At 52.6% G+C, this 23,253-nt stretch carries 24 protein-coding genes and 5 tRNA genes; 10 read left to right on the forward strand and 19 right to left on the reverse strand.

Features of this window, described 5'->3' with window-relative positions; all coding sequences use genetic code 11:
• Positions 1-75 precede the first annotated feature (75 nt).
• Complete coding sequence (locus OGY17_RS05105) at positions 76-894, forward strand: pyridoxal phosphatase (RefSeq protein ID WP_008784170.1); 819 nt, start codon at positions 76-78, stop codon at positions 892-894.
• Here the strand turns inward: OGY17_RS05105 and modC are convergent, their stop codons facing one another.
• The 4 genes from modC to OGY17_RS05125 form a co-directional block, all read right to left on the reverse strand.
• Positions 895-1,953, reverse strand: coding sequence for a molybdenum ABC transporter ATP-binding protein ModC (modC, locus tag OGY17_RS05110; protein ID WP_003831474.1), 1,059 nt, complete (start codon positions 1,951-1,953; stop codon positions 895-897). It abuts the gene before it with no gap.
• A gap of 2 nt (positions 1,954-1,955) precedes the next feature.
• Positions 1,956-2,645 (reverse strand): molybdate ABC transporter permease subunit, encoded by a 690-nt coding sequence (gene modB / locus OGY17_RS05115; protein ID WP_008784169.1) that lies wholly within the window; start codon positions 2,643-2,645, stop codon positions 1,956-1,958.
• On the reverse strand, positions 2,645-3,418 hold the full coding sequence (gene modA, locus OGY17_RS05120; RefSeq protein WP_286606551.1) for a molybdate ABC transporter substrate-binding protein: 774 nt from the start codon (positions 3,416-3,418) through the stop codon (positions 2,645-2,647). Before modA ends, modB begins: the two co-directional genes overlap by 1 nt.
• Before the next feature lie 184 nt (positions 3,419-3,602).
• Positions 3,603-3,752, reverse strand: a complete 150-nt coding sequence (locus tag OGY17_RS05125) for an AcrZ family multidrug efflux pump-associated protein (protein WP_020996536.1) — start codon at positions 3,750-3,752, stop codon at positions 3,603-3,605.
• A 129-nt stretch (positions 3,753-3,881) separates the two neighbouring features.
• On the opposite strand from OGY17_RS05125, the gene modE reads away from it, so the two are divergent.
• The 7 genes from modE to gpmA all read left to right on the forward strand — a co-directional run bounded on the left by modE (position 3,882) and on the right by gpmA (position 11,670).
• Positions 3,882-4,670 carry a molybdenum-dependent transcriptional regulator gene (gene modE, locus OGY17_RS05130; protein ID WP_234102605.1) on the forward strand — a complete coding sequence of 263 codons (789 nt, stop codon included), beginning with the start codon at positions 3,882-3,884 and terminating at the stop codon, positions 4,668-4,670.
• A 67-nt stretch (positions 4,671-4,737) separates the two neighbouring features.
• Positions 4,738-6,210: a molybdate ABC transporter ATP-binding protein ModF gene (gene modF, locus OGY17_RS05135; protein ID WP_149607113.1), complete on the forward strand. Its 1,473-nt coding sequence runs from the start codon at positions 4,738-4,740 to the stop codon at positions 6,208-6,210.
• Positions 6,211-6,426: 216 nt separating this feature from the next.
• On the forward strand, positions 6,427-7,443 hold the full coding sequence (gene galE, locus OGY17_RS05140; RefSeq protein ID WP_003831462.1) for a UDP-glucose 4-epimerase GalE: 1,017 nt from the start codon (positions 6,427-6,429) through the stop codon (positions 7,441-7,443).
• A 9-nt stretch (positions 7,444-7,452) separates the two neighbouring features.
• Positions 7,453-8,499, forward strand: a complete 1,047-nt coding sequence (galT, locus tag OGY17_RS05145; RefSeq protein ID WP_032942745.1) for a galactose-1-phosphate uridylyltransferase — start codon at positions 7,453-7,455, stop codon at positions 8,497-8,499.
• Positions 8,500-8,502: 3 nt separating this feature from the next.
• Positions 8,503-9,651, forward strand: a complete 1,149-nt coding sequence (galK, locus tag OGY17_RS05150; protein WP_032942744.1) for a galactokinase — start codon at positions 8,503-8,505, stop codon at positions 9,649-9,651.
• Complete coding sequence (galM, locus tag OGY17_RS05155; protein ID WP_191215036.1) at positions 9,645-10,685, forward strand: galactose-1-epimerase; 1,041 nt, start codon at positions 9,645-9,647, stop codon at positions 10,683-10,685. The genes galK and galM overlap by 7 nt, the downstream gene beginning before the upstream one ends.
• Before the next feature lie 232 nt (positions 10,686-10,917).
• Positions 10,918-11,670: a 2,3-diphosphoglycerate-dependent phosphoglycerate mutase gene (gpmA, locus tag OGY17_RS05160; protein ID WP_003022999.1), complete on the forward strand. Its 753-nt coding sequence runs from the start codon at positions 10,918-10,920 to the stop codon at positions 11,668-11,670.
• A gap of 108 nt (positions 11,671-11,778) precedes the next feature.
• Here the strand turns inward: gpmA and aroG are convergent, their stop codons facing one another.
• Positions 11,779-12,831: a 3-deoxy-7-phosphoheptulonate synthase AroG gene (gene aroG, locus OGY17_RS05165; RefSeq protein ID WP_003831449.1), complete on the reverse strand. Its 1,053-nt coding sequence runs from the start codon at positions 12,829-12,831 to the stop codon at positions 11,779-11,781.
• A 317-nt stretch (positions 12,832-13,148) separates the two neighbouring features.
• Between aroG and OGY17_RS05170 the strand changes: the two genes are divergently transcribed.
• Both OGY17_RS05170 and zitB read left to right on the forward strand, forming a co-directional pair.
• The gene (locus OGY17_RS05170; RefSeq protein ID WP_003022994.1) at positions 13,149-13,523 is read left to right on the forward strand and encodes a YbgS-like family protein; all 375 of its coding nucleotides are present in this window, start codon (positions 13,149-13,151) and stop codon (positions 13,521-13,523) included.
• A 113-nt stretch (positions 13,524-13,636) separates the two neighbouring features.
• Complete coding sequence (gene zitB / locus OGY17_RS05175) at positions 13,637-14,578, forward strand: CDF family zinc transporter ZitB (RefSeq protein ID WP_032942740.1); 942 nt, start codon at positions 13,637-13,639, stop codon at positions 14,576-14,578.
• Here the strand turns inward: zitB and pnuC are convergent.
• The 14 genes from pnuC to ybgC all read right to left on the reverse strand — a co-directional run bounded on the left by pnuC (position 14,575) and on the right by ybgC (position 23,029).
• Entirely contained in the window at positions 14,575-15,294 is a 720-nt protein-coding gene (gene pnuC / locus OGY17_RS05180; RefSeq protein WP_286606554.1) for a nicotinamide riboside transporter PnuC, read from the reverse strand. The two genes, zitB and pnuC, sit on opposite strands and share 4 nt — an antisense overlap.
• A 26-nt stretch (positions 15,295-15,320) precedes the next feature.
• Complete coding sequence (gene nadA / locus OGY17_RS05185) at positions 15,321-16,364, reverse strand: quinolinate synthase NadA (RefSeq protein WP_003837113.1); 1,044 nt, start codon at positions 16,362-16,364, stop codon at positions 15,321-15,323.
• A 281-nt stretch (positions 16,365-16,645) separates the two neighbouring features.
• Positions 16,646-16,721 (reverse strand) — tRNA-Lys (locus OGY17_RS05190).
• 32 nt (positions 16,722-16,753) lie between these two features.
• A tRNA-Lys gene (locus tag OGY17_RS05195) sits at positions 16,754-16,829 on the reverse strand.
• 146 nt (positions 16,830-16,975) lie between these two features.
• Positions 16,976-17,051: transfer RNA gene (locus OGY17_RS05200), tRNA-Lys, on the reverse strand.
• A 3-nt stretch (positions 17,052-17,054) separates the two neighbouring features.
• Positions 17,055-17,130, reverse strand: a tRNA-Val gene (locus tag OGY17_RS05205).
• Positions 17,131-17,166: 36 nt separating this feature from the next.
• Positions 17,167-17,242: transfer RNA gene (locus OGY17_RS05210), tRNA-Lys, on the reverse strand.
• Between the two features lie 165 nt (positions 17,243-17,407).
• Positions 17,408-18,199 carry a cell division protein CpoB gene (gene cpoB, locus OGY17_RS05215; protein WP_003831441.1) on the reverse strand — a complete coding sequence of 264 codons (792 nt, stop codon included), beginning with the start codon at positions 18,197-18,199 and terminating at the stop codon, positions 17,408-17,410.
• 9 nt (positions 18,200-18,208) lie between these two features.
• Positions 18,209-18,727, reverse strand: a complete 519-nt coding sequence (pal, locus tag OGY17_RS05220; protein ID WP_003022983.1) for a peptidoglycan-associated lipoprotein Pal — start codon at positions 18,725-18,727, stop codon at positions 18,209-18,211.
• Between the two features lie 34 nt (positions 18,728-18,761).
• Complete coding sequence (gene tolB / locus OGY17_RS05225; RefSeq protein ID WP_003022981.1) at positions 18,762-20,054, reverse strand: Tol-Pal system beta propeller repeat protein TolB; 1,293 nt, start codon at positions 20,052-20,054, stop codon at positions 18,762-18,764.
• Between the two features lie 128 nt (positions 20,055-20,182).
• Positions 20,183-21,439, reverse strand: a complete 1,257-nt coding sequence (gene tolA, locus OGY17_RS05230; protein WP_286606556.1) for a cell envelope integrity protein TolA — start codon at positions 21,437-21,439, stop codon at positions 20,183-20,185.
• A gap of 64 nt (positions 21,440-21,503) precedes the next feature.
• Entirely contained in the window at positions 21,504-21,932 is a 429-nt protein-coding gene (gene tolR / locus OGY17_RS05235) for a colicin uptake protein TolR (protein WP_003022978.1), read from the reverse strand.
• 3 nt (positions 21,933-21,935) lie between these two features.
• Entirely contained in the window at positions 21,936-22,628 is a 693-nt protein-coding gene (gene tolQ / locus OGY17_RS05240; protein WP_003022976.1) for a Tol-Pal system protein TolQ, read from the reverse strand.
• Entirely contained in the window at positions 22,625-23,029 is a 405-nt protein-coding gene (gene ybgC, locus OGY17_RS05245) for a tol-pal system-associated acyl-CoA thioesterase (RefSeq protein ID WP_003831439.1), read from the reverse strand. The genes tolQ and ybgC overlap by 4 nt, the downstream gene beginning before the upstream one ends.
• Positions 23,030-23,253 lie beyond the last annotated feature (224 nt).

Raw genomic sequence — 23,253 nt, forward strand, 5'->3', positions numbered from 1 at the left:
CAGAATTTTGTCCGGCTCCCGTCTCGGTGTACCATTCCAGCAGACAAAATTCTCAACCTTAATCTGGAAAAAACTATGACCGCACGCGTGATTGCCCTGGATTTAGACGGTACCCTGTTGACCCCGAAAAAAACCTTGCTGCCATCCTCTCTCGAAGCGCTCTCGCGCGCCAGAGAAGCAGGCTACCAACTTATCATTGTCACAGGTCGCCATCACGTTGCTATTCATCCTTTTTATCAGGCACTGGCGCTGGATACACCTGCAATTTGCTGTAACGGTACCTACTTGTATGATTATCAGGCAAAAAAGGTACTGGAATCCGATCCCCTCCCGGTAGACCAGGCATTACAGCTGATCGAAATGCTGGATGAACATCAGATCCACGGGCTGATGTATGTGGATGAGGCCATGCTGTATGAGCGCCCAACCGGGCATGTGGTGCGTACCGCTAACTGGGCACAAACTCTGCCGCCGGAACAGCGCCCGACCTTCACCCAGGTTCCTTCGCTGGCGCAGGCCGCGCATGACGTTAACGCCGTCTGGAAATTTGCCCTGACCGACGAAGATATTCCGAAATTGCAGCAGTTTGGTCGGCACGTCGAGCAACAGCTGGGGCTGGAGTGTGAATGGTCCTGGCACGATCAGGTCGACATTGCCCGAAAAGGCAACAGCAAAGGACGACGCCTGACCCAGTGGATTGAAGCACAGGGCGGGTCAATGGAAAACGTGATTGCCTTTGGCGATAACTTTAACGACATCAGCATGCTGGAAGCCGCAGGTACCGGGGTGGCGATGGGCAACGCGGATGACGCGGTCAAAGCCCGCGCCAACATCGTGATTGGTGACAACACCACAGACAGCATTGCGAAATTTATCTACTCCCACCTGCTGTAATCAGGCGGTAATCGATACGCTCTTAATTTGCGCGTACAGCCACAGGCCAGGTTTGATACCCAGTTCATCCCTGGCCCACGGGCTGATCCTTGCCCACAGCGTTTTACCGCCCACCTCAAGCTGAACTTCCACCTGACCGTTATCGTCATAACATTGCGCGACTTTTGCCCGGAGAACGTTACGAATACTGGTCTGCTGGGGGGGTTGGAGCACCAGTGAAACATCAGATGCCTGAATACGAATACGCAGCGCGGTTTGCAGCGGTTGCTCCAGCTTATTGACCCACAGATGCTGATCGCCGAGCGCCAGCGCGGTCATCGCATAGTGTGGATGATGTTCCAGCACGCTGACTTTCAGAATACTGCTTTGCTGTTCCTTAGGCAGCCAGGGGTGCATCACGCTGCTACCCCAGACATCTTCCAGCGAACCAAACGCTTTGACCTGCCCGTTCTCCAGCACCATCACTTTATCCGCCAGGTGCAAAATCTCATCAAGCGAGTGGCTGACATACAGCATCGGAATATTGATTTCACGTGCAAGGCGTTGCAGGTAAGGCAGCAGTTCGCGTTTACGCGGTATATCCAGTGAGGCTAACGGCTCATCAAGCAGCAATAACTCAGGCGCGGTCAGCAGCGCCCGACCGATGGCAACACGCTGCTTTTCACCGCCAGAAAGACCGCCAGGCAGACGGTCAAGCAGCGGTTCAATGCCCAACAGCGCCACCAGCTTATCAAATTGTCCGGCCATGCTTTTCGCCATTCCGTAACGCAGGTTGCCGCGCACTTTATAGTGCGGGAACAGGCGCGCATCCTGGAAAACATAGCCCACCCGGCGTTTTTCCGGCGTTAAACAGATACCGTTCTCGACGTCGTTTAAGACCCGACCGTTGAGCACGATACGTCCGGACTGCGGCTGCGTCAGGCCGCTGATGGCGTTAATCAGTGAGGTTTTGCCCGCGCCGGAAACGCCAAAAATAGCGGTGATGCCGCTGGCTGGCAGCGTTTCGTTGAGCGTCAGGCAATGCGTCCCCAGCGTCTGGGAGAAATTGAGTTCCAGCATAATTATCGCCCCGTCCGCTCACGGCTAATACGCGCCAGCCATTCAGAAATCAGCAGCGAAATCAGCGCTAAAACAATAGAAATGATACACAACCTCGCCGCCGCGCTTTCGCCGCCGGGAGTCTGGATCAGGGTATACATCGCCGAAGGAATGGTGCGGGTTTCACCAGGAATGTTGGAAACAAAAGTAATGGTTGCGCCGAATTCCCCGAGGGAACGCGCGAACGCCAGCACCGTACCGACAATAATGCCGGGCAGCATCAGCGGTAGCGTAATGGTCATGAATACACGCCAGCGTCCGGCTCCCAGCGTGCGGGCCGCCTGCTCCAGCTTGACGTCGACACCTTCCAGCGCCAGACGAATTGCCCGTACCATCAGAGGAAAAGACATCACCGCCGCAGCCAGTACCGCACCGCGCCAGCTAAAGGCAAAGGTAATGCCAAACCAGTCGTACAACCATTCGCCAATGAATCCGCGCCGCCCCATGGCGACCAACAGCAGATAGCCCACCACGACCGGCGGCAGAACCAGCGGCAAATGCAGAACGCTGTCGAGCAGCGCTTTGCCCGGGAACTTGCATCGCACAAGCAGCCAGGCAAAGAAGATCCCAAACGGTAAACTAAACAACACAGCCAGGGAAGAAACTTTCAGGCTCAGGATGACGGCCTGCCATTCAGGATCGGTCAGTATCATTACTTGGTCGTAAATCCATAACGTTTAAAGATTTCAGCAGCCTGCGGTCCTTTCAGGTAATCATAGAACGCGCTAACCGTTGCGTTTTTGTGCCCATCAACAATCGCGATAGGGTATTCCACTTTTTTGTGCGAATCTTCCGGGAAAGTCGCAACAACTTTTACGCCCTTACTGGCGACAGCATCGGAACCATACACGATCCCCAGCGGCGCTTCGTTACGCTCTACCAGCGCCAGCGCACCGCGCACGTCTTCAGCAGGAGCCAGTTTCGGGGCAAGGGTATCCCATGCCCCCAGTTTTTGCAGCGCTTCTTTGGCATAAATGCCCGCCGGAACATGTTCTGGATCGCCAACAGCCAGGCGTCCACCATTCAACAGACTGGTCCAGTTGGTTTTGCTGTCAATGGTGAAGTCTTTCTGCGCGCTGGCTTTCGGCGCAACCACCACCAGACTGTTACCCAACAGCGTTTCACGCGATGCGGTATCAATCGACTTCTTGTCTACCGCGTAGTCCATCCATTTCTGATCGGCAGAAATAAACAGATCGGCCGGTGCGCCTGCTTCAATCTGACGCGCCAGTGTGGAAGAAGAAGCAAAAGAGGAGACAACATCAACGTTCTTCTCTTTTTTATATTGCGTTGCAATGTCCTGCATCGCATTGGTCAGCGAAGCCGCTGCAAAAACGGTAATCTTTCCTTCATCCGCCAGCGCATGTCCGGCAACGGTAAGAGAAAGTGTTGCCCCTGCAGACAAGCGTAACCATGTACGTGCCATCTGTAACTCCTTTGCGTTTCGTTATGTAGGCGCAAATATAACGAGTAAACCAGGATTTTCCCAGTGGTTATTGATACCAATTAGAGGTTACACAAAGAAAATATCGGCAGGGAAAGCAAGATCTTGAGAAAACGAGTTGGCAGGCAAAAAATATAAACGCCCGACTGAGCGGGCGTTTGGGGAATCAATGATTCTGTCTGGACTGGTCTTTCTGACCGATAGAGGAGAAGATGTTGAACACTTCACCCAGTCCGTAAATCAGCCCCAGGATGACAGCCATCACCACAGGAACCATAATTACGGCGAATACCAGACTTTTCAATAACTCTAACATGGTCAACTCCAGATATAGTCCTTAGTTGTATTCTAACCACATAACACAGAAAAGCACTCCCCTTTTGTGCGGTTGGCTTTGCGCGCGCGCGGTTTTCCGTCACAATACCCCTTTTGCCAGGAGCTTGTGATGCAGGCCGAAATCCTTCTTACGCTGAAACTTCAGCAAAAACTGTTTGCCGATCCCCGTCGCATTTCTCTGCTTAAGCACATTGCGCTTTCCGGCTCCATCAGTCAGGGCGCGAAGGACGCAGGTATCAGCTATAAAAGCGCCTGGGATGCGATTAACGAAATGAATCAGCTCAGCGAGCAGACGCTGGTTGAGCGCGCCACTGGCGGCAAAGGCGGCGGCGGCGCGGTATTAACGCGCTACGGCCAACGCTTAATCCAGCTGTATGATTTATTAGCGCAAATCCAACAGAAAGCCTTCGATGTTTTGAGCGATGACGACGCACTGCCGCTCAATAGCCTGCTGGCGGCGATCTCTCGCTTTTCGCTGCAAACCAGCGCCCGTAACCAGTGGTTTGGCACCATTACCGCCCGCGACCACGATCAGGTTCAACAGCATGTCGACGTGCTGCTGGCGGATGGCGAAACGCGCCTGAAAGTGGCAATCACTGCACAAAGCGGCGAGCGTCTCGGGCTTGAGGAAGGCAAAGAAGTACTGATTCTGTTGAAAGCGCCGTGGGTAGGAATCACTCAGGACGACACCATCGCTCAGGCCGCCGATAACCAGTTGCAGGGCACAATCAGCCATATCGAACGCGGAGCGGAGCAGTGCGAAGTGTTGATGACCTTGCCAGACGGCCAGACGCTGTGCGCGACTTTGCCGATAGAGCAGACCCACACATTAACGGAAGGCGCTAACGTCACAGCATATTTTAATGCGGACAGGGTGATTATCGCCACACTGTGCTGAGTTAATTGACATCAGCCTGAAGAACACGTATCCCTGTTATTCATCGCTGCAAATAATGGGATACAAAATGTCATCATTGCAAATTTCGCAAGGCACGTTTCGTCTTAGCGACACAAAAACGCTCCAGTTAGATGCGTTGACGTTAAACGCGGGTGATAGCTGGGCGTTTGTTGGCTCTAACGGCAGCGGGAAATCTGCGCTGGCCCGCGCGCTGGCGGGCGAGTTACCGCTCCTGAAAGGCGAACGTCACTGTCAGTTTACGCGTATTACCCGACTCTCCTTTGAGCAGCTACAAAAGCTGGTCAGCGACGAGTGGCAGCGAAACAACACCGATCTTCTTAGTCCCGGTGAAGACGACACCGGGCGCACGACCGCAGAAATCATTCAGGACGAAGTCCACGACCCCGCCCGCTGCGCTGCGCTGGCGCAGCAGTTTGGCATTTCATCCCTACTTAACAGGCGTTTCAAATACCTTTCCACCGGTGAAACGCGCAAAACCCTGCTCTGCCAGGCATTAATGTCCACACCGGATTTGCTGATCCTTGATGAACCCTTTGACGGGCTGGACGTGGCGTCCCGTCGCCAGTTTGCAGAGTTGCTCGCTGAGTTGCACCAGGCCGGTTTAACGTTGGTACTGGTGCTTAATCGCTTTGATGAAATTCCTGAGTTCGTGCAGTTTGCCGGCGTACTTGCCGACTGCACGCTGACGGAAACCGGTGCAAAACCCGACCTTCTGCAACAGGCATTAATCGCTCAGCTTGCCCATAGCGAACGGCTGGAAGGCATCCAGTTACCCGAACCGGATGAGCCTTCGGTGCGCCACACGCTGTCAGATAACGAGCCGCGCATTGTGCTTAACGACGGCACCGTCTCGTATAACGATCGCCCTATCCTGCATCATCTGAGCTGGCGGGTAAATCCGGGGGAACACTGGCAAATCATCGGCCCCAACGGTGCGGGGAAATCAACCCTGCTCAGTTTAATCACCGGCGATCATCCCCAAGGATATAGCAACGACCTGACCCTGTTTGGCCGCCGCCGGGGCAGCGGTGAAACTATCTGGGATATCAAAAAACACATTGGCTATGTCAGCAGCAGCCTGCATCTGGATTACCGGGTAAGTACGACAGTTCGCAACGTTATTCTCTCCGGTTATTTCGATTCAATCGGCATTTATCAGGCCGTCTCCGACAGACAGCACAAGCTGGTACAACAGTGGCTGGATATTCTGGGCATCGATAAACGTACCGCGGATGCGCCATTTCATAGTCTTTCCTGGGGGCAGCAGCGGCTGGCATTGATTGTTCGTGCACTGGTGAAACATCCTACGTTGCTGATCCTCGATGAACCGTTGCAAGGATTAGATCCGCTCAACCGTCAACTGATCCGTCGGTTTGTGGATGTCCTGATCGGTGAAGGTGAAACTCAGCTTTTGTTTGTCTCTCATCACGCCGAAGATGCCCCGGCCTGCATTACCCATCGGCTAGAGTTTGTACCCGAGGGTGATATCTACGCCTATCGACAAACCTCTCTGCGTTAATTTTCATGCCAGGGCGTTTATCACGCCCTTTTTTCTGCTTTTTTTCAGACAAGTGCTGAAATAACAACCTAACATAATGATTTATAATAAAGTAACTGGCAGCATAGAGTGAAAACACTGGAGTGTAAACGATTCCACTAATTTATTCCGTGTCACACTTTTCGCATCTTTGTTATGCTATGGTTATTGCATACCATAGGCTTAACGGAGCGAATTATGAGAGTATTGGTTACAGGTGGTAGCGGTTACATTGGAAGCCACACTTGCGTGCAGTTGCTGAAAAACGGTCACGAAGTGGTGATCCTGGATAATCTCTGCAACAGCAAGCGTAGCGTACTGCCCGTCATTGAGCGTTTAGGCGGCAAGCATCCGACCTTCGTGGAAGGAGACATCCGTAACGAAGCGCTGATAACCGAAATTCTGCACGATCATGCCATTGATACGGTCATCCATTTTGCCGGTTTAAAAGCCGTTGGAGAATCCGTTGCCAAGCCGCTGGAGTACTATGACAACAACGTCAACGGCACTCTGCGTCTGGTGAATGCAATGCGCGCTGCCAACGTGAAAAACTTCATTTTCAGCTCCTCCGCGACCGTCTATGGCGATCAGCCGCAAATTCCTTACGTTGAAAGCTTCCCCACCGGCACGCCGCAAAGTCCGTACGGCAAAAGCAAGCTGATGGTGGAACAGATCCTGACCGATCTGCAAAAAGCGCAGCCCGACTGGAGCATTGCCCTGCTGCGCTACTTTAACCCGGTTGGCGCTCATCCATCGGGAGATATGGGGGAAGATCCGCAAGGTATTCCAAACAACCTGATGCCTTACATCGCGCAGGTTGCCGTTGGCCGTCGCGAATCTCTTGCAATATTTGGCAATGACTACCCTACTGAAGATGGCACCGGCGTACGCGACTACATCCACGTGATGGATCTCGCCGACGGCCATGTTGCTGCCATGGAAAAACTGGCGGGCAAACAGGGCGTACATATTTACAACCTCGGTGCAGGCATCGGCAGCAGCGTGCTGGACGTGGTCAACGCCTTCAGCAAAGCTTGCGGTAAACCGGTGAATTACCATTTCGCCCCGCGCCGTGATGGCGATCTTCCGGCCTACTGGGCTGACGCCAGCAAAGCCGATCGCGAGCTCAACTGGCGCGTGACCCGCACACTGGATGAAATGGCACAAGATACCTGGCACTGGCAGTCACGCCACCCGCAGGGATATTCGGATTAAGGACCAATCATGACGCAATTCAATCCTGTCGATCATCCACATCGCCGTTTTAACCCGCTCACCGGGCAGTGGATCCTCGTATCACCACATCGCGCCAAACGCCCGTGGCAAGGGGCGCAGGAAACTCCGTCTAAGCAGGTACTGCCTGCACATGACCCGGACTGCTTCCTGTGCGCTGGCAATACGCGCGTTACCGGCGACAAAAACCCGGATTACACCGGGACCTATGTCTTTACCAATGACTTTGCGGCGCTGATGTCCGATACCCCGGACGCGCCGGACAGTCACGATCCGTTAATGCGATGCCAGAGCGCGCGCGGTACCAGCCGTGTAATTTGCTTCTCGCCCGATCACAGCAAAACGCTGCCGGAACTCAGCGTCCCTGCGCTAACAGAAATTGTGAAAACGTGGCAGGAACAGACTGAAGACTTAGGCAAAACCTATCCCTGGGTGCAGGTATTTGAGAATAAAGGCGCAGCTATGGGGTGCTCAAACCCGCACCCACACGGACAAATTTGGGCCAACAGCTTTTTGCCTAACGAAGCCGAACGTGAAGATCGCCTGCAGAAAGCGTACTTCGCCGAACAAGGCGCACCGATGCTCGTTGATTACGTCCAGCGTGAGCTGGCGGACGGCAGCCGTACGGTCGTAGAAACCGAGCACTGGCTGGCGGTTGTCCCTTACTGGGCCGCGTGGCCGTTCGAAACGCTGCTGCTGCCGAAAGCGCATGTGTTGCGAATTACCGATTTGACCGACGAACAGCGTGCTGACCTGGCGCTGGCGTTGAAAAAACTGACCAGTCGTTATGACAACCTGTTCCAGTGCTCATTCCCCTATTCTATGGGCTGGCACGGCGCACCGTTTAACGGTGAAGAAAACCAACACTGGCAGTTGCACGCACACTTTTACCCGCCGCTGCTGCGTTCCGCGACCGTGCGTAAATTTATGGTCGGTTATGAAATGCTGGCAGAAACCCAGCGCGACCTGACGGCAGAACAAGCGGCTGAACGACTGCGTGCGGTCAGCGACATCCATTTTCGCGAATCCGGAGTTTAAATAATGAGTCTGAAAGAAAAAACACAATCTCTGTTTGCTGAAACATTTGGCTACCCTGCCACCCATACTATTCAGGCACCGGGTCGTGTGAACCTGATCGGTGAACATACCGATTATAACGACGGCTTCGTTCTGCCCTGCGCTATCGACTATCAAACCGTTATCAGCTGTGCGGCACGCGACGATCGAAAAGTCCGCGTGATCGCCGCTGATTACGACAATCAGGTTGATGAGTTCTCGCTTGATGCGCCGATTATCGCTCATGACAGCCAGCAGTGGTCAAACTACGTGCGTGGCGTAGTGAAACATCTGCAAAAGCGCAATAACGCCTTTGGCGGTGCTGATCTGGTGATCAGCGGTAACGTCCCGCAGGGTGCGGGCTTAAGCTCTTCTGCCTCACTGGAAGTCGCTGTGGGTACGGTATTCCAGCAGCTCTATCATCTGCCGCTCGACGGCGCGCAGATTGCCCTGAATGGCCAGGAAGCTGAAAACCAGTTTGTCGGCTGTAACTGCGGCATTATGGATCAACTGATCTCGGCACTTGGCAAGAAAGATCATGCGCTACTGATCGACTGCCGAACCCTGGGAACCAAAGCCGTTTCCATGCCTGAGGGCGTCGCGGTGGTGATCATCAACAGTAACTTTAAACGCACATTGGTCGGTAGCGAATACAACACCCGTCGCGAACAGTGCGAAACCGGCGCGCGTTTCTTCCAGCAGCCAGCGCTGCGTGATGTCAGCCTTGAAGCCTTCAACGCCGTCGCCCACGAACTGGATCCGATTGTCGCCAAACGCGTTCGCCACGTGATCACGGAAAATGCGCGTACCGTTGAAGCCGCACAGGCGCTGGAAAAAGGCGACCTGCTGCGCATGGGCCAGCTGATGGCGGAATCTCACGCCTCAATGCGCGATGACTTTGAAATTACCGTGCCGCAAATTGATACGCTGGTCGAGATTGTCAAAGCGACCATCGGCGATAAAGGCGGTGTCCGTATGACCGGCGGCGGCTTCGGCGGCTGCATCGTGGCGCTGATCCCGCAAGATTTGGTACCTGCCGTACAGCAGGCCGTCGCGGAACAATACGAAGCAAAAACCGGTATCAAAGAAACATTCTACGTCTGCAAACCTTCACAAGGAGCAGGACAATGTTAAGCGAAATCCCTGTGCAGGCTCCGGACGGTCAGCCGTTTCGCCTGCTCACCCTGCGCAATGACGCAGGGATGGTCGTCACGCTCATGGACTGGGGCGCGACGCTGCTCTCTGCGCGTATTCCGCTTAGCGATGGTAGCGTGCGCGAAGCATTACTCGGGTGCGCCAGTCCGGAACAATACCCGGAGCAGGCTGCGTTTCTGGGCGCTTCAATTGGTCGCTACGCTAACCGTATCGCCAACAGCCACTATACCTTTGCCGGCGAAACCATTGAATTGCTGCCAAGCCAGGGTGATAACCAACTGCACGGCGGACCGAACGGTTTCGACAAACGTCGCTGGCAGATAGTGAATCAGAATGACCGTCAGGTGCTGTTCGCCTTAACATCTGACGATGGCGACCAGGGTTTCCCTGGTAATCTTTGCGCCACCGCGCAGTATCGCCTGACTGACGATAATCGTATTTCGATAACCTACCGCGCCACGGTCGATAAGCCCTGTCCGGTGAATCTGACGAATCACGTTTATTTTAACCTCGACGGTGACAAAACGGATGTGCGCCAGCATAAGCTGCAAATTATGGCGGACGAGTACTTGCCGGTTGATGAAATGGGCATCCCGCATGACGGGCTGAAATCCGTCGCTGGTAGCACTTTCGATTTCCGCACGCCTAAAATCATCAGCAGTGAATTTCTTGCCGATGACGATCAGCGCAAGGTGAAAGGTTACGATCACGCCTTCCTGCTTCAGGCACAGGGCAATGCGCGTACGCCGGTCGCCCGACTGTGGTCCCAGGATGAAAAACTGCAGATGGTGGTATACACCTCCGCCCCGGCATTGCAGTTTTACTCCGGCAACTTCCTCGGCGGTACACCATCTCGTGGGCCAGACGCCTACGAAGACTGGCAAGGTCTGGCGCTGGAAAGTGAGTTTCTCCCGGACAGCCCAAACCATCCAGAGTGGCAGCAGCCGGACTGCTTCTTACGCCCGGGTGAAGAGTATGCCAGCGTGACGGAATATCAGTTTATTCCAGTCTGATCCTTTCCCCTCACAGGCCCGATGACGTAACGTAGCGGGCCTGTTATTTGTTTATCACAGTAGAACCGCTCAAATCCCCACCACTCAAAGACAAAATCGCAACCTTGAATTCACAAGAACCTTACACTGTGGCGCTATTTTCGCTATGGTTATGCGTAAGCATTGCCGCTGACGCTTTACGGCAATATAATGAGAATTATTATCATTCAATATGATTTATAGGAGTGAGTGTATGGCTGTAACTAAGCTGGTTCTGGTACGTCACGGTGAAAGTCAGTGGAACAACGAAAACCGTTTTACCGGTTGGTATGACGTTGATCTGTCAGAGAAAGGCGTGGGCGAAGCAAAAGCGGCAGGTAAACTGCTGAAAGAAGAAGGCTACAGCTTCGATTTTGCTTATACCTCTGTGCTGAAACGTGCCATCCACACCCTGTGGAACGTACTGGACGAACTGGATCAGGCCTGGCTGCCGGTTGAAAAATCCTGGAAACTGAACGAACGTCATTACGGCGCGCTGCAGGGTCTGAACAAAGCGGAAACCGCTGAAAAATACGGTGACGAGCAGGTTAAGCAATGGCGTCGCGGCTTTGCGGTAACGCCACCGGAACTGACCAAAGATGACGAGCGTTATCCGGGTCACGATCCGCGCTATGCGAAGTTGACCGACAAAGAGTTACCGGTTACCGAAAGCCTGGCGCTGACCATCGATCGCGTTATCCCCTACTGGAACGAAACCATTCTGCCGCGCATGAAAAGCGGTGAGCGCGTAATTATCGCCGCTCACGGTAACTCCCTGCGTGCGCTGGTGAAATACCTGGATAACATGGGCGAAGATGAGATCCTTGAACTGAACATCCCAACCGGCGTACCGCTGGTATATGAGTTCGACGAAAACTTCAAACCAATCAAACACTACTATCTGGGTAATGCTGACGAGATCGCAGCAAAAGCGGCAGCCGTTGCGAACCAGGGTAAAGCGAAGTAATTTTCATCCCGGATCAAACGAGAAAAGCGTGGAATGCTCCACGCTTTTTTATTGCCGGATGACGGCGTTGCCTTATCCGGCCTACCGAGCGTAGCCCGGATGAATTTTTTAACCGCGGCGCGCTTTTACCGCATCCGCCAGCTGGCGCAATACTGCATCGGTATCTTCCCAGCCAATGCAGGCATCGGTGATGCTCTTACCGTAGGTCAGCGGCTCACCGCTATCCGGGTTCTGATTACCTTCTACCAGATGGCTTTCGATCATCACACCAATAATTGCTTTTTCGCCCCCAGCAACTTGTCCGCAAACATCTTTCGCGACATCCATCTGCTTTTTGAACTGCTTGCTGGAGTTGGCATGGCTAAAGTCGATCATCACCTGCGCTGAAAGCCCTGCTTTGATCAGACCTTCTTTCACATCGGCAACGTGCTGAGCGCTGTAGTTCGGCTCTTTGCCGCCGCGCAAAATAATATGGCAATCGCCATTACCACTGGTATTTACGATCGCCGAATGACCCCATTTGGTCACAGACAGGAAGCAGTGCGGCGCTCCTGCGGCGTTAATCGCATCAATCGCTACTTTTATCGTGCCATCAGTACCGTTTTTAAAGCCAACCGGGCAGGACAGACCAGACGCCAATTCGCGGTGCACCTGAGATTCTGTGGTACGTGCCCCAATCGCGCCCCAGCTCATCAGGTCGGCGAGGTATTGCGGCGTAATCATATCGAGGAATTCACCCGCTGCAGGCAATCCGCTGTCATTGATATCCAGCAGCAGTTTACGCGCAATGCGCAGCCCATCGTTGATCTGGAAGCTGTTGTCCATGTGCGGATCGTTGATAAGCCCTTTCCAGCCTACGGTAGTTCGCGGTTTTTCAAAATAGACGCGCATAACGATTTCAAGCTCGCCTTTTAACTCTTCACGCAGCGCCAGCAGGCGAGCGGCATACTCTTTAGCAGCTGCCGGATCATGAATAGAGCAAGGCCCAATCACTACCAACAGGCGATCGTCACTCCCTTTCAGGATTTTATGAATCGCCTTACGGGCATGAGCCACCGTGTTTGCGGCATTTTCAGTAGCGGGAAATTTTTCCAACAATGCGACTGGCGGTAATAACTCGTTGATCTCTTTAATGCGTAAATCGTCGTTCTGATAATTCATGATTATTCCAGCGTTGCCATACTTATATTAATGAATGCAATCCCTCCAATCTATATCTTCAGTCATAAAGTGTAAACGGGGTTTTACACTTTGGGCGGATTAATCCTGGAATTGGCCAAAAAAACGCAATAAAGTAGCGAAAAACGAGATCCAACCTACAATTTATAACTGTAACAGCTTTAATTTTCATAAATTTCAAGATTCTATGCTGGGTTTAATTTCTCTGGCAAAACTATTAACCACATATTGATGATGTAACTGGCACATGCACTGTTGGAAGACGTTATCCGACATATCGACCATAACAGGAGCATATTATGCATATGACAAAGCTGGCTTCACTCTTTCTTACCGCTACACTCAGCCTCGCCAGCGGCGCGGCGCTGGCTGCTGAAACCAATACGCAGTCCAATAACGGCCAGGCAAATTCCTCGGCGGATGCCGGTCAGGTCGCCCCAGACGCACGCGAAAACGTGGCACCAAATAATGTCGACAACAGTAACGTGAATTCGGGTGGCACAATGCTGCACCCGAACGGTTCATCAATGAACCATGAAGGGATGACCAAAGACGAGATGCACAAAAACACCATGTGTAAGGACGGTCGCTGCCCTGATGTGAATAAGAAGGTTGAGACCGGAAACGGCATTAACAATGATGCTGAGACAAAAACTGATGGCACTACGCAGTAACGCTGAAAATAAAGCTAATAATGGGAGAGCAATAGCTCTCCTTTTTAATTTTATCATCCCAAAAACGGTATGATGGCATACAGTAAAGATGAGAATAACAAAGGGATGGCATAATGGCGCACTCGCATACTCATACTTCTTCTGAGCAACCCAAGGACAATAATGCCCGCCGCTTGATGTTTGCATTCTGCATTACAGCCGGATTTATGTTGGTTGAAGTGGTGGGTGGCATACTTTCAGGTTCACTGGCCTTGTTGGCCGATGCCGGGCATATGCTCACTGATGCCGCAGCGCTCCTTTTTGCGCTACTGGCCGTCCGGTTTTCCCATCGCCCGCCCACAATACGACACACCTTCGGCTGGCTGAGGCTCACGACACTGGCCGCGTTTGTTAACGCCATCGCATTGGTCGTGATCACCATTTTAATCGTCTGGGAAGCCATTGAGCGCTTCCATACGCCCCGCCCCGTGGCTGGCGGCATGATGATGGTTATAGCTGTCGCGGGTTTACTGGCTAACGTGCTGGCTTTTTGGGTTCTACACCGCGGCAGTGAGGAGAAAAACCTGAACGTCCGCGCCGCGGCACTACATGTGATGGGCGATTTACTCGGCTCGGTCGGGGCGATCATCGCTGCGCTGATTATTATCTGGACGGGCTGGACGCCTGCGGACCCGATTCTCTCGATTCTGGTTTCCGTGCTGGTACTGCGTAGCGCCTGGCGACTGTTAAAGGATAGCGTTAATGAATTACTGGAAGGCGCCCCGCTGACGCTGGATATCGCCGCACTACAGCGCCATCTCAGCCGGGATATCCCCGAAGTCCGCAATGTGCACCATGTCCATGTCTGGATGGTGGGTGAAAAACCGGTAATGACGCTGCATGTGCAGGTGGTCCCGCCGCACGATCACGACGCGCTGCTGGAGCGTATTCAGCATTTCCTTATCCATCACTACCAGATTGAACACGCCACGATCCAGATGGAGTATCAGCCGTGTAATGGGCCGGACTGCCACCTGTATCAGGGGGTATCCGGCCATTCACACCATCACCATTAATGGGACAGCGCGTGGGAACCCCGCTCGCGCGCGCTGTTAATCCACATCCTGCTACCGTTCAGTGCGATAACCGTCAGGATCACATATTCCAGCGACATGGCATATACGCCTTGCAGGGCGAAAATCACTACGCTTATTACGTTAATGATCACCCACAGCAGCCAGTTTTCAACGTACTTACGCGTCATCAGGATCATCGCCGCAATCGACAACACCATCATGCAGGAGTCCCAGAACGGGAATGCATCGGGTTGCAACTCAGGCACAACAGCCTGCAATCCTAATGCCTGCATAATGTTCACCGCAATGCGGGTCAGGAACGCAAAGACCGGATCGATATAGACCGACATCAGGCCGATCGCCACCACGCAAGCCGCCAGCCAGCCGATCGCTTTTGGTAACGGCAACCAGCGAATTTTCAGTTCCGCTTCATGCTGGTTGGTTTGCCTGGACCAGGCATACCAGCCGTAGATGTTGGCGGCAAAGAAGAAAACTTGCAGCAACAGGCTTGCATAGAGCTGGATCTGAAAGAAGATAATCGCAAACAGCGTGACGTTTATCAGGCCGAAGAAGTAATTGCTGATTTTCTCAAGGCTTGCCAGGCCAATACACAGCAACCCGGCGATCGTCCCCACAGCTTCGATCCACGACAGATCGTAACCGCCAGCGCCAATCGGAATATGTACCAGAATGTTCTGCGTGCTAAAAAAGTCCATCTTTTCCCCCAGAGCAAAAAAATTAATTAAGCTCGAAGTGTAGCCGCAAATTCCAACATGCGGTTTAACGGCAACAACGCCCCTTCTCGCAGCGCAGCATCAACATGTATCTCATGAGCCGCTCCGCCTTGTTCCAGGCCCTCAGCAATCGCCTTGAGGCCGTTCATCGCCATCCACGGACAATGCGCACAGCTGCGGCAGGTTGCCCCCTCACCAGCCGTCGGCGCTTCAAGCAATTCTTTATCCGGAACGGCCTGCTGCATTTTGTAAAATATGCCCCGGTCAGTCGCCACAATCAGCTGTTGATGCGGTAACGATTTAGCTGCGTTGATTAACTGGCTGGTTGAGCCAACCGCATCGGCCATATCAACGATAGACTGAGGGGACTCCGGGTGCACCAACACCGCGGCATCAGGGTAAAGCCCCTTCATGCGTGTTAAAGCCTGAGTTTTAAATTCGTCGTGGACGATACAGGCCCCCTGCCAACAAAGAACGTCTGCACCGGTCTGTTTTTGGACGTAGTTGCCCAGATGTCTGTCCGGAGCCCAGATGATTTTTTCACCCAAACTATCAAGATGCTCAATAAGTTCTACCGCGATACTGGATGTGACGACCCAGTCCGCACGTGCTTTAACGGCGGCTGAGGTATTGGCGTAAACCACCACGGTACGATCCGGGTGCGCATCGCAAAACGCGCTGAACGCATCAATCGGACAGCCCAGATCTAATGAGCATTCCGCCTGTAGGGTCGGCATCAGGATGGTCTTTTCCGGGCTGAGGATTTTGGCGGTTTCCCCCATAAACCTCACGCCTGCAACCAACAGCGTAGAGGCAGAATGTTTTGAGCCGAAACGCGCCATCTCCAGAGAATCAGAAATACAACCACCGGTCTCTTCGGCCAACTGCTGAATTTCAGGATCGGTGTAATAGTGCGCGACCATAACGGCATCACGCTCTTTCAGCAGGCGCTTGATTTTTTCACGATAAAATTGCTTTTCATCCACACTCAGCGGGGCTGGCTTCGGCGGAAACGGATAAATTGCTGCTTCTGGATCAAACATCACGCTCATCTTGCTTTCTCGTTTTACTGGCTTAACGAAATAACCGATTAAAAGCGTGACGCACGCCGTATTCGGTTAGATTTGTTTTATATGCTAAACAAGATAGCGGATTGGCGTAAGAAAGTCACAATAATTGCGTGTGAGGAATGCCGGAAGGCGACTGACGTCTTATCCGGCTTACGTGAATAGTGTCGTCTGTAGGACTGATAAGCGAAGCGCATCAGGCAAGCAGATTCGAATCTTATAAATCGCAGATAGCAAAAAGGCGCCTTTAGGGCGCCTTTTTACACTGGTGGGGCGTGCAGGATTCGAACCTGCGACCAATTGATTAAAAGTCAACTGCTCTACCAACTGAGCTAACGCCCCCTTATGGGGTTTACTTCTTTATACTTTCAGGATGGTGGGTCGTGCAGGATTCGAACCTGCGACCAATTGATTAAAAGTCAACTGCTCTACCAACTGAGCTAACGACCCGCTCGGGTATAACCTGAAAATTTTTACTCGGTGCCACCAATAAATTGGTGGGGCGTGCAGGATGACTCGACTTCGTCTCGCCCTAACGGGCCGTTGCTAAAGCAACGTTATCCTTCACGTTTAACATCTGAGTACGATGTTAAAGTTGGTGGGGCGTGCAGGATTCGAACCTGCGACCAATTGATTAAAAGTCAACTGCTCTACCAACTGAGCTAACGCCCCGAGTGGTGGGTGATGACGGGATCGAACCGCCGACCCCCTCCTTGTAAGGGAGGTGCTCTCCCAGCTGAGCTAATCACCCGATACTGCGCTGGATACTACTTACTAACTAAGTTAGTGGTGGGTCGTGCAGGATTCGAACCTGCGACCAATTGATTAAAAGTCAACTGCTCTACCAACTGAGCTAACGACCCACTTTTTTTGCCGCTTTCGGGCTGTTTGATATCCCTTGGCAACGGCGGCATATATTACTGATTTCAGATTTTAGCGCAACAAAAATTTCGATGTAAATAACTCAACTGCTTAGGAATCACACGACGCGACCAGAATTAACACGATTTCTGGTCGCATGGTGTTCATTACATCGCGCCAAGGCGTTTTTGCGCTTGTTTCGCGCCATCAGTGCCAGGGTATTTAGTGATAACCTGCTGATAAACGGCTTTCGCTTTCTCTTTATCACCTTTGTCCTGCATGATGACGCCGACTTTATACATCGCGTCTGCAGCCTTTGGTGATTTCGGGAAGTTTTTGACTACTGAAGCAAAATAGAACGCTGCATCATCTTTTTTCCCCTTGTTGTAATTCAACTGACCCAGCCAGTAATTCGCATTTGGCAGGTAAGTTGAGTCTGGGTACTTTTTAATGAAGTTCTGAAATGCTTCAATCGCGTCATCCTGGCGGGATTTATCCTGCACCAGAGCAATGGCCGCATTGTAATCGGTATTCGCATCGCCAGTTTGTACCGGAGCACCTGACGCTGCCGCTGCACCCGCATCAGGTGCAGGGGTTGCTGCTGCCCCACTCTGATCGCCGCCCGCAGATTGCGCCGCAGGTGCACTACCGCTACCAAGATTATTCATCTGCAGCAATATCTGCTTCTGGCGTTCAACAACCTGATTCAGTTGATACTGATTTTCCTGAATTTGACCGCGCAGGGAATCAATATCGGACTGATTATCGGAGAGTTGTTGCTGGAGTTGGGTTAAAAGCTGACTGTGAGCGTTAGAAATACGCTCGAGTTGAGTGACACGGTCTTCGACCGAGCCAGAGCCGACACTACTGATTGGCGCCTGTGCAAAAGCGGCCCAAGGGGCCGCTATGCCAACCAGTAACGACAGACTCAACAGATGATGTCTGAAGTTACTGCTCATGCAATTCTCTTAGTAAACCAGTACGGCGCGACGGTTTTTGGCGTAAGCCGCTTCGTCATGACCCAGTACTGCAGGTTTTTCTTTACCGTAAGAAACGATGGAGATCTGGTCAGCAGAAACGCCTTTACCCTGCAGGTACATCTTAACGGCGTTCGCACGACGCTCACCCAGGGAGATGTTGTACTCAGGAGTACCACGTTCGTCCGCATGACCTTCTACGGTGACTTTGTAAGACGGGTTGCTACGCAGGAAGTTAGCGTGAGCATCCAGCATTGCAGCGAAGTCAGAACGGATATCGTACTTGTCCAGATCGAAGTAAACGATGTTGTTCTGCTGCAGCTGTTGCATCTGAAGACGCGCTTGCTCTTCAGAAGACATGTTGCCGCTGCCGTTTGCATCCATACCAGTGCCGGCACCCAGCATGCCTTCGCTGCCGTCATTGCTGGCGTTCTTGTTAGAAGAACACGCTGCAATAGCCATAACAGGCAGAGCAATCATCAGCCCTTTCAGCACTTTGTTCAGTTGCATTTCAATGATTCCTTTATTAATCAATTATTTATTATCACAGATACGGCGACCAGGCAGGGAATTTAACCTGTCCATCAGTTGCCGGAAGACGCGCTTTGAAACGCCCATCTGTAGAAACCAAATTCAGCACGGATCCCATCCCCTGAGAAGAGCTGTAGATTACCATAGTGCCGTTAGGTGCCAGACTTGGCGTTTCGTCCAGGAACGTTGACGACAGAACTTGTACGCCACCCGCTACCAGATCTTGTTTGGCAATGTGTTGCTGACCGTTGGCCGAGCTTACCATTACCATAAATTTACCGTCGCTGCTCACATCCGCATCCTGGTTTTGCGAACCTTCCCAGGTAATGCGCTGCGGAGCACCGCCGTTGACGTTAACTTTATATACCTGCGGACGACCGGCCTGGTCAGACGTAAAGGCCAGGTTTTGGCTGTCCGGGAACCAGGTAGGTTCCGTGTTGTTGCTACGACCATCCGTCACCTGACGGATCTGACCGGAACCAATGTCCATGACATACAGGTTCAGGCTACCGGTTTTAGACAGGGCAAACGCCAGTTTGCTGCCATCCGGAGAAAACGCAGGCGCACCGTTGTGACGTGGGAACGAGGCTACCTGACGAACCGCGCCGTTAGACAGTGTCTGAATAACCAGTGCAGAACGACCGCTTTCGAAGGTAACGTACGCCAGTTTTGAACCGTCCGGGGACCACGCCGGAGACATCAGCGGCTGCGGAGAACGGTGTACCACGAACTGGTTGTAACCATCGTAGTCGGACACACGTAATTCGTACGGGAACTGACCACCGTTGGTCTGAACAACATAAGCGATACGGGTACGGAATGCACCTTTAATGCCGGTCAGTTTTTCAAACACTTCGTCACTTGCAGTATGGCCCGCGTAACGCAGCCACTGCTTGTTCACTTTATAGGTGTTCTGTGCCAGTACGGTACCCGGTGCGCCACCGGTGTCAACCAGCTGATAGGCAACGCTGTAAGAACCATCCGGGTTCGGCGTAACCTGGCCGACGACTACGGCATCAATGCCCAGCGCAGACCACGCGGCAGGTTGAACTTCCTGCGCGGTACCGGGCTGCTGAGGCAGACGAGAACGGTCTAACGGGTTAAATTTACCGCTGTTACGCAGGTCAGCACCTACGATACCACCGATATCTTCAGGTGCAGCACCCGGTCCTGCCCACTGGAAGGGGACAACACCAATCGGGCGCGCCGAGTCCACCCCCTGGGTGATCTCGATACGTACTTCTGCGTGCAGCACCGCTGCCCACAGCATCAGAAAACCAAATGCTACTCGTAATGCCTGCTTCATCATATCTCCCTTATCTGGACGGAAAGCCCACGATAATTTAGCAGAATGTTAACAAACTCAAATACACAAAACTACCAGAACTCTGTCTCAACCTTAGACCGTTTCCCCTGATTTCTCAGGGGGCGTTATTACAGTTTGAAGTCCAGTTTGGCATCTTTTACTTTTTCATAAACTGCCTGGCTAGGCGGTTTAGGAATTCTTGCGGTTTTCGCAGCCGTCAGCGCAGCCTGACACAATGCCGGATCCCCGCCCTCTTCGGTCACATCCAGTAACAGACCATCGGGTGCTAACTTGATATGTAATACGCAAGATTTACCTGCATACAAATCTGCACCATACAGACGGCTCTGGATCGCATTGCGAATTTGAGATGCGTAAGCACTGATATCAGCGCCAGATGCACCGCCATTGGCACCACTTGTACCACTATCTTTCGCCGGTTGGCCGTTTCCTTTCGCTCCACCGCCCGATTTCGGTGCATTCTTACCGGAGCTCAGGTCACCCAACAACTCGTCAACGCCAGAGGCTGCAGCGGCTTTTTCGGCCGCAGCCTTTTTAGCAGCAGCTGCTTTATCTGCCGCAGCTTTCTTATCGGCAGCGGCTTTCTCAGCTGCAGCTTTTTTGTCTGCCGCTGCTTTTTCTGCAGCGGCTTTCTTATCAGCCGCCGCTTTTTCAGCAGCGGCAGCTTTCGCGGCAGCGGCTTTTTCTGCTTTCTCAGCAGCAGCTTTCTCGGCTGCAGCTTGCTTAGCGGCCTCAGCCTGTGCTTTCTTCGCAGCGTCCGCAGCTGCCTTAGCAGCTTGTGCTTCTGCAGCTTTCTTCGCATCAGCGGCGGCTTTAGCGGCTTCAGCCTCAGCTTTTTTCTGTGCGTCCGCAGCGGCTTTCTTCGCGGCATCTGCCGCTTGCTTCGCCTGAGCATCAGCTTTAGCCTTCGCGTCTGCAGCAGCCTTCGCCGCAGCCTCTTCAGCCTGTTTCTGTTGCTCTTGCGCTTTCGCTGCGGCGGCTTCAGCTTGCTTCTGCTGTTCCGCCTGTTCGCGCACTTTTTCCTGCGTGGCTAAACGTTCTTTTTCCAGCTGCTTCAGTCGCTCTTGCTCAGCTGCCTGCTTCTCGCGAAGTTCTTCAGCTTGCTGCTGCGCCTGCTTTTCACGCTGCTCTTCAGCACGTTTCGCACTTGCCTGCTGTTGCTGCTGCCTGTCGTACTGTTGCACAACGGCGCCTGGATCGACCATAACGGCGTCGATGGACGAACCGCCACCGCCGCCGGCTGAAGCATCAATGTGCTCATCGAACGAACTCCAGATCAGCGCTGCAAATAAAATGACATGCAGCACCGCTGAAATAATTATCGCCCTTTTGAGCTTGTCGTTTTGTTCGGTTGCCTTTGACACTCTCGGTTCCCAAAAAACTGTTCGCCTGTTACGTGCTATCTTTCAAGCCAGCAAAACGCAGTCATCAGATTGGCTGCGTCATCAAGCCAACCGATTTTACGCCTGCACTGTGTAACAAGTTCAGCGCTTTAATTATTTCATCATAAGGCACGTCTTTCGCACCACCGATTAAAAAGACCGTTTTCGGATTGGTCTGCAGGCGGCTTTTCGCCTCCGCGATAACCTGCTCCGGCGGCAGTTGATCCATACGATCTTTCTCAACCACCACGCTGTATTGCCCAATACCGGAAACTTCAATAATGACCGGGGGTTCGTCGTTACTGCTGACGGCTTGCGATTCGGTCGCATCCGGCAGGTCGACTTCCACACTCTGCGTAATGATCGGCGCGGTTGCCATAAAGATCAGCAACAGCACCAGCAGTACGTCGAGCAGCGGTACAATATTGATTTCGGACTTGAGTTCGCGACGACCTCGTCCACGCGTTCTGGCCATGGCTTACCCCTTGTTGCTCTCGCTAACGGTAAACGCCTGGCGGTGCAGAATCGCGGTGAACTCTTCCATAAAGTTGTCGTAATTCAGTTCCAGTTTGTTCACGCGCTGGTTCAGACGGTTGTAGGCCATAACCGCTGGAATTGCCGCAAACAGACCGATAGCCGTTGCAATCAACGCTTCTGCGATACCCGGTGCGACCATTTGCAGCGTGGCCTGTTTTACCGCGCCCAGCGCGATAAATGCGTGCATGATCCCCCAAACGGTACCGAACAGACCGATATACGGGCTGATGGAGCCAACGGTGCCGAGGAATGGAATATGCGTTTCCAGCGTTTCCAGTTCACGGTTCATCGAGATACGCATCGCACGGGAAGCCCCCTCTACGACCGCTTCCGGCGCGTGGCTATTTGCCCGATGCAAACGCGCAAATTCTTTGAATCCGCTATAGAAAATTTGTTCCGAGCCCGCCAAATTATCACGACGCCCCTGGCTTTCCTGGTACAGGCGCGACAATTCAATGCCGGACCAGAACTTGTCTTCAAATGCTTCGGCTTCACGTGAAGCAGCATTAAGAATACGGGTCCGTTGGATGATAATGGCCCAGGATGCGATTGAGAAACCAATCAAAATCAACATGATAAGTTTAACCAGAAGGCTTGCCTTCAGGAACAAATCAAGGATATTCATGTCAGTCACTGCTTAAACTCCGCGACAATAGACTTGGGAAGCGCACGAGGCTTCATTTTGAGTGGATCAACGCAAACAATCAGAACTTCGGCTTCATTCAGCACGGTGTTCTCTGCGTTGACAATGCGTTGCGTGAAAACCAATGAGGTGCCACGCATTGACGTAATTTCGGTTTGAACTTCGAGCATATCGTCGAGCCGGGCAGGCGCAAAATACTCGAGGGTCATCTTGCGCACCACAAAGGCTACACGTTCGGCCAACAGGACCTGCTGACTGAAGTGATGATGACGAAGCATTTCTGTGCGTGCTCTTTCATAAAAAGCGACGTAACTGGCGTGGTAAACCACCCCACCGGCATCGGTATCTTCATAATAGACACGAACCGGCCATCGAAACATATACTTATTCATTCCTACTGCCTCTTTGTTGGCTTCGCCCACTCGCACCAGTTACTTACCTTCGTAAGCGTCTGGTGATTCGCGTTCTTGCCGCCGCGATGCATCAAGAATGTCGTTGTATATCGCGCTGTCTTCACTGTACATCCCGGTAATGCAACAAAAGGTTAGTGCTTTCAAACTTCGCTACTATACGCGCGGGAATGGTGCTTTGGAATGGGGGAAAGTAAACGGAGAGT

Origin of the sequence: Citrobacter sp. Cpo126 (assembly GCF_030332445.1) — a bacterium.
GTDB lineage: Bacteria > Pseudomonadota > Gammaproteobacteria > Enterobacterales > Enterobacteriaceae > Citrobacter > Citrobacter portucalensis.

Excerpts from the sequence above, each read along its gene's own strand:
- pal (WP_003022983.1), bottom strand. The coding sequence starts at position 18,727 with ATGCAACTGAACAAAGTGCTGAAAGGGCTGATGATTGCTCTGCCTGTT.
- OGY17_RS05105 (WP_008784170.1), top strand. The coding sequence starts at position 76 with ATGACCGCACGCGTGATTGCCCTGGATTTAGACGGTACCCTGTTGACC.
- galT (WP_032942745.1), top strand. The coding sequence starts at position 7,453 with ATGACGCAATTCAATCCTGTCGATCATCCACATCGCCGTTTTAACCCG.
- modC (WP_003831474.1), bottom strand. The coding sequence starts at position 1,953 with ATGCTGGAACTCAATTTCTCCCAGACGCTGGGGACGCATTGCCTGACG.
- tolB (WP_003022981.1), bottom strand. The coding sequence starts at position 20,054 with ATGAAGCAGGCATTACGAGTAGCATTTGGTTTTCTGATGCTGTGGGCA.
- modF (WP_149607113.1), top strand. The coding sequence starts at position 4,738 with ATGTCATCATTGCAAATTTCGCAAGGCACGTTTCGTCTTAGCGACACA.
- pnuC (WP_286606554.1), bottom strand. The coding sequence starts at position 15,294 with ATGGACTTTTTTAGCACGCAGAACATTCTGGTACATATTCCGATTGGC.
- galK (WP_032942744.1), top strand. The coding sequence starts at position 8,503 with ATGAGTCTGAAAGAAAAAACACAATCTCTGTTTGCTGAAACATTTGGC.
- galM (WP_191215036.1), top strand. The coding sequence starts at position 9,645 with ATGTTAAGCGAAATCCCTGTGCAGGCTCCGGACGGTCAGCCGTTTCGC.
- gpmA (WP_003022999.1), top strand. The coding sequence starts at position 10,918 with ATGGCTGTAACTAAGCTGGTTCTGGTACGTCACGGTGAAAGTCAGTGG.
- ybgC (WP_003831439.1), bottom strand. The coding sequence starts at position 23,029 with ATGAATAAGTATATGTTTCGATGGCCGGTTCGTGTCTATTATGAAGAT.
- modA (WP_286606551.1), bottom strand. The coding sequence starts at position 3,418 with ATGGCACGTACATGGTTACGCTTGTCTGCAGGGGCAACACTTTCTCTT.
- nadA (WP_003837113.1), bottom strand. The coding sequence starts at position 16,364 with ATGAGCGTGATGTTTGATCCAGAAGCAGCAATTTATCCGTTTCCGCCG.
- tolR (WP_003022978.1), bottom strand. The coding sequence starts at position 21,932 with ATGGCCAGAACGCGTGGACGAGGTCGTCGCGAACTCAAGTCCGAAATC.
- OGY17_RS05170 (WP_003022994.1), top strand. The coding sequence starts at position 13,149 with ATGCATATGACAAAGCTGGCTTCACTCTTTCTTACCGCTACACTCAGC.
- aroG (WP_003831449.1), bottom strand. The coding sequence starts at position 12,831 with ATGAATTATCAGAACGACGATTTACGCATTAAAGAGATCAACGAGTTA.
- galE (WP_003831462.1), top strand. The coding sequence starts at position 6,427 with ATGAGAGTATTGGTTACAGGTGGTAGCGGTTACATTGGAAGCCACACT.
- modB (WP_008784169.1), bottom strand. The coding sequence starts at position 2,645 with ATGATACTGACCGATCCTGAATGGCAGGCCGTCATCCTGAGCCTGAAA.
- OGY17_RS05125 (WP_020996536.1), bottom strand. The coding sequence starts at position 3,752 with ATGTTAGAGTTATTGAAAAGTCTGGTATTCGCCGTAATTATGGTTCCT.
- zitB (WP_032942740.1), top strand. The coding sequence starts at position 13,637 with ATGGCGCACTCGCATACTCATACTTCTTCTGAGCAACCCAAGGACAAT.
- cpoB (WP_003831441.1), bottom strand. The coding sequence starts at position 18,199 with ATGAGCAGTAACTTCAGACATCATCTGTTGAGTCTGTCGTTACTGGTT.
- modE (WP_234102605.1), top strand. The coding sequence starts at position 3,882 with ATGCAGGCCGAAATCCTTCTTACGCTGAAACTTCAGCAAAAACTGTTT.